This is a genomic window from Mesorhizobium sp. M2A.F.Ca.ET.067.02.1.1, from assembly GCF_004023285.1.
In the GTDB taxonomy this organism is placed as follows: Bacteria; Pseudomonadota; Alphaproteobacteria; order Rhizobiales; family Rhizobiaceae; genus Mesorhizobium.
In genome coordinates, this window is the sequence record NZ_RZSB01000464.1 from 1 (window position 1) to 4,857 (window position 4,857).

Sequence of the window (4,857 nt, forward strand, 5' to 3'; positions counted from 1 at the left end):
TCAACACCGGCGACTGGGTGGAAAGCTGCACGGCGGCGGTCGAGCACTTCGACGGCCGCCTGGAGATCCTGACCTGGGCGCATGTGCTGCCGGAATCTTCAACTGGGAAGGATGTGTTGGTTCCGGTCGACATTATCGACCTCAAGGGCAGGGCGGCGCGAGCGGCCTGAACGCGCCTGCCGATCAGAGATCGGCCGCGGTTGGAGCCTCTTTGCGCGCGTTGTTCATTGAAGCCGAAGCGCGGCATATCCCGTGCCGGACGCGGTCTTCAACAGCTTTGCCCTTGATCGATTAGTCCAGGCAGTTCCGCCCTGCCTTGCCGCATGTTAGGGATCGAAACGCGTTGCAGGCCGTCGATTGCAGCGTAATTGGATCGATTCATGTCGCTGCCGCCGCTCTCGCCCGAACAACGCATCAAGCCCAGCCATTTCGAACTGCGCATCAGCCTGATCTTCGCCACCTTGTTCGTGTCACAGGGCACGCATCTGCCTTATTTTCCGCTCTGGCTGCAGGCGAAGGGGTTTCATGCCGAGCAGATCGCCGTCATCCTGGCGGCGCCGATGTTCCTGCGCGTGGTGACGACGCCGATGCTGACGGCGCTTGCCGACCGGGGGAAGGACCGCGCCAATGTCTATATCGCGCTGGTCGCGGCCTCGATGGTTGTCTCGGCCGGCTATTTCCTGCCGGCCGCCTACGCGATCGTGCTTGCCGTGTCGCTGCTGCTCACCATCGTCTGGACGCCGCACTCACCGATGGCCGATTCGCTGGCACTGTCGGGCGTGCGCCGCTTCGGCTCGAATTACACGACGATGCGCAAATGGGGTTCGATCGCCTATCTGTGCGCCAATATCGCGGGTGGATTCATCCTGGCGGCCACCGGCCCGCAGGCGGTTCCGGTGATCATCTTTGTGGCGCTCGGCGCGGCCCTGGTGGCGGCGTTGGCGGCACCGCGCATGGGGCGGCCGCGCAAGGCCTCGCCGCTGTCGGCCACCGAGATCCAGCATAAGGCCCCCAGCCTGTTCAACGCCTATTTCCTCTATTTCACGCTCGGTGTCGGCGTCATCACCGCCAGCCACGCCTTCCTCTACGGCTTCGTTTCGATCTACTGGAAGTCGATCGGCATCGGCGATTCCGTCGTCGGCCTGCTATGGGCCTGGGGCGTGGTCTCCGAGGTCGGCATGTTCCTGTTTTTCAACCGCATTTTTTCGTCGGTCTCGGTGGTCAAGGTAATGGTGATCGCCGGCATCGGCTCGATCGTGCGCTGGATCGCCTTTCCGCTCGTCTGGCCGCTCGGGCTTGGCGTCGGCGGCTTCTTCCTGGTCCAGTCGCTGCACTCGGTCTCGGTCGCGATGGTGTTGATCGGGCTGCAGAAGATGATCGGCGAGACGGTTTCCGAGGAGCGCACGGGCGCGGCGCAGGGCATTGCCTATTTCTTCAACGGCTTCTTCATGGCGGCGGTGACGCTTGCTTCCGGCCCGCTTTACGACCGCTTGGGCGTCGATGGTTTCTGGGCGATGATCCCGATCGCGGTCATCGGCATGGCGCTGATCGGTCTCGCCGCGCGCTCAGCCCCAAAGCTCCCTGTTGGGGGGTGAAACCAGCGATCCCTGGTAGACGAGGCCGGGCTCGCGATCGCGTGCGAGAAGCAGCGGGCCATCGAGGTCGACGAAGTCGGCATCCTGCGCCAGGAGCACCGCCGGCGCCATGGCGAGCGAGGGGCCGACCATGCAGCCCACCATGATGCCGAAGCCGAGATCGCGGGCTCGGTCGCGCAATCTCAATGCCTCCGTCAGGCCGCCGGATTTGTCGAGCTTAATGTTGACGGCGTCGTAGAGACCGACCAGCGCGTCGAGGTCCTTTGCCGCATGCACGCTTTCGTCGGCGCAGATCGGCACCGGATGCGCGATCCGGCGCAGGATGTCGTCCTTGTCCGCCGGCAGCGGCTGCTCGATGAGCGTGATGCCGTGCTGAGCGGCGAAGGCCAGGTTCGCCTCGACATTTTGGTCCGTCCAGCCCTCATTGGCATCGAGGATGATGCGGCTTTCGGGGGCGGCCTCCGTCACCGCGCGAATCCGCGCCATGTCGTTGTCGCCGCCGATCTTGACCTTGAGCAAAGGCCGCGCGGCATTGGCGCGCGCCTGCGCGGCCATGGCTTCCGGTTCGGCAAGCGACAGCGTGTAGGCGGTTTCCAGCGGCTTGGGCGGAAGGACGCCGATCGCTGCCGCCACGGGCTTGCCGGTCAGCTTGGCTTCCAGATCCCACAGCGCGCAATCTATGGCGTTTCGCGCGGCGCCCGCGGGCATGGCAGCGAGCAGTGCGGTCCGGTCGATGCCGCCAGCGATCTGGTCGCGGATGACCTCGATGGCGGCATATACGCCCTCCATGGTCTCGCCGTAGCGCTTGTAAGGCACGCACTCGCCGCGCCCGGAACGTCCCCCGTCAGCGATCGTTACGGTGATGACTTCGGCCTCGGTTTTGGATCCGCGTGAGATGGTGAAGGTGCCGGCGATCGGGAATCGCTCCATTTCGACCGAAATGACACGCGTCATAATTTTCTTCTCCGGCTGTGCGACACCAGTCTGCCGGCAAATCGACACGCCAGTCCCGTCACGCTAAACAGGACGCCATGTTGACCATCCGCAAACGCGACGCAAGCGGCGAGGCCGCCGAGAACGGCGAGCATCGACCGCGCGTCACCGTGGGCGAAGAGGGCGGGGTGCTGGGCTGCGCGTTTTCCGGCGTGTGGACGACGCGCACCGTGGCGGCGGTCGATGCGGACATGCGCAAGATCGAGCAGAGAAGCGGCGCGAAACAGCTGATGCTCGATCTTTCCCACATCGAAAAGATCGACACGGCCGGGGCCTGGCTGATCGACCGGCTGGCCAGCGCCTTCGAGAAGAAAGGCGTCGAGGTCCATTTGCAGGGGCAAAGCGAGGTCGCCTCGATCCTGCTCGGCGCCGTCGGCGACGCGGTCCGCCGCGAGCCCGAATCGGGCCCGTCCGGGCCGCCCAACATCATCCTGCGCGCTCTGGAGCTGGTTGGCCGGCGGGTCTACGAGATGCGCGACGATTTCTTCGCCTCGATGAATATCCTCGGCGCCACGATCCGTGGCGCGCAGATGAAGCTCGGGCGCGGTCACGCAGTCAATCCGGCCGCGATCTTCAACCAGATCGATCGCATGGGCGTCGGCGCGATCCCGGTGGTGGTGCTGATGTCGGCCATCGTCGGCGCCATCGTCGCCCAGCAGGGCGCCTATCAGCTCAGCTATTTCGGCGCCAATATCTTCGTCGTCGACCTCGTCGGCGTGCTGATCCTGCGCGAGCTCGGCGTGCTGATGACGGCGATCATGCTCGCGGGACGTTCGGGCAGCGCCATCACCGCCGAGATCGGCTCGATGAAAATGCGCGAGGAGGTCGATGCGCTCAAGGTGATCGGCCTCAATCCGATCGGTGTGCTGGTGTTTCCCCGGCTCGTCGCGCTGGTGATCGGGCTGCCATGCCTCACCATCATCGCCAATTTCGCGGCGCTCGGCGGCGGCATCGTCGCCGCCTGGCTCTATTCCGATATCCCGCCGGCCGCGTTCATCGACAGGCTGCGCGTCGCCATCGATCTGAGCACCATCTTCGCCGGCCTGATCAAGGCGCCGTTCATGGCCCTGACCATCGGGATCATTGCGTCTGTCGAGGGCATGAAAGTCGGCGGCAGCGCCGAATCGCTCGGCCTGCACGTCACCGCTTCGGTGGTGAAGTCGATCTTCATCGTCATCATCCTCGACGGGCTTTTCGCCATGTTCTACGCAGCGATCGGCTTCTGAGATGGCGAACGGCAACGGCACCACGGCAGCGGAGCACACAAACGATGGCGAGATCGTGCTTTCGGTTCGCGACGTCACCGTCGCGATCGGCGACAAGCTGATCCTCGACAAGCTTTCGCTCGACATCAAGCGCGGGGAGATCCTCGGCTTTGTCGGCGCCTCCGGCGCCGGCAAATCGGTGCTGCTGCGCACCATACTGGGGCTGATGCCGAAGCAGTCGGGGACGATCAGCCTGTTCGGCGTCGATGTCGACAAGGCAAGCGACGCCGATCGCCTGCGCATCGATATGCGGCTTGGGGTCCTCTTCCAGCATGGGGCGCTGTTTTCGGCGCTGACGGTGCTGGAGAACGTGCAGGTGCCGATGCGCGAATATCTCGACCTGCCCAAGGCGCTGATGGATGAGCTCGCCATGCTCAAGATCGAGCTGGTCGGGCTGCCGACCGACGCCGCGCAGAAATTCCCGTCCGAACTTTCCGGCGGCATGATCAAGCGCGCGGCGCTGGCGCGTGCGCTTGCGCTCGATCCCGACATCGTCTTTCTGGACGAACCGACCTCCGGGCTCGATCCGATCAGCGCAGCCGAGTTCGACGAACTGGTCGTCAAGCTGCGCGACACGATGGATCTCACCGTCTACATGGTCACGCACGACCTCGACACGCTGTTCACCGCTTGCGACCACGTCGCGGTGCTCGGCAAGAAGCGGGTTCTGGTGGAAGGCACGATCGACGACATGCTGAAGAGCGATGAGCCGTGGGTGAAATCCTATTTCCGCGGAAAACGCGCCCGGCAACTTGATCTTGCGGCGCGCGCATAGCGATAAGTGGGGCGATGGAAACAAGAGCCAACTACGTCATCGTCGGCATCTTCACGCTGGGCGCGATCCTGGCGGCCTTCGCCTTCGTCTATTGGACGGCCGCCATCGGCGACAGGGGCGAAACGGCGATGCTGCGCGTGCGCATCCCAGGCTCGGCCTCCGGCCTCAGCCGCGGCAGCCTGGTGCTGTTCAACGGCGTCAGGGTGGGCGATGTGAAAAACGTCTATAT

The 4,857-nt window shown here is 64.5% G+C and carries 4 protein-coding genes and 2 pseudogenes; 5 read left to right on the forward strand and 1 reads right to left on the reverse strand.

Translation table 11 applies throughout. The features are described from left to right. Together EOA28_RS40430 and EOA28_RS25115 are read left to right on the forward strand one after the other, a co-directional pair. Positions 1–170, forward strand: a pseudogene (locus tag EOA28_RS40430) (UDP-2,3-diacylglucosamine diphosphatase); the annotation flags it as partial. 210 nt (positions 171–380) lie between these two features. Continuing rightward, positions 381–1,595 (forward strand): MFS transporter, encoded by a 1,215-nt coding sequence (locus EOA28_RS25115; RefSeq protein WP_127251301.1) that lies wholly within the window; start codon positions 381–383, stop codon positions 1,593–1,595. Here the strand turns inward: EOA28_RS25115 and dgcA are convergent. Further along, positions 1,566–2,549 (reverse strand): N-acetyl-D-Glu racemase DgcA, encoded by a 984-nt coding sequence (gene dgcA, locus EOA28_RS25120; protein ID WP_128315399.1) that lies wholly within the window; start codon positions 2,547–2,549, stop codon positions 1,566–1,568. The genes EOA28_RS25115 and dgcA overlap by 30 nt on opposite strands. A 77-nt stretch (positions 2,550–2,626) precedes the next feature. Between dgcA and EOA28_RS25125 the strand changes: the two genes are divergently transcribed. The 3 genes and pseudogenes from EOA28_RS25125 to EOA28_RS25135 all read left to right on the forward strand — a co-directional run. Continuing rightward, positions 2,627–3,814, forward strand: a complete 1,188-nt coding sequence (locus tag EOA28_RS25125) for an ABC transporter permease (protein ID WP_127251299.1) — start codon at positions 2,627–2,629, stop codon at positions 3,812–3,814. 1 nt (position 3,815) lies between these two features. Continuing rightward, the gene (locus EOA28_RS25130; RefSeq protein ID WP_127251298.1) at positions 3,816–4,628 is read left to right on the forward strand and encodes an ABC transporter ATP-binding protein; all 813 of its coding nucleotides are present in this window, start codon (positions 3,816–3,818) and stop codon (positions 4,626–4,628) included. A gap of 14 nt (positions 4,629–4,642) precedes the next feature. Next, a pseudogene (locus EOA28_RS25135) lies at positions 4,643–4,857 on the forward strand (MCE family protein); the annotation flags it as partial.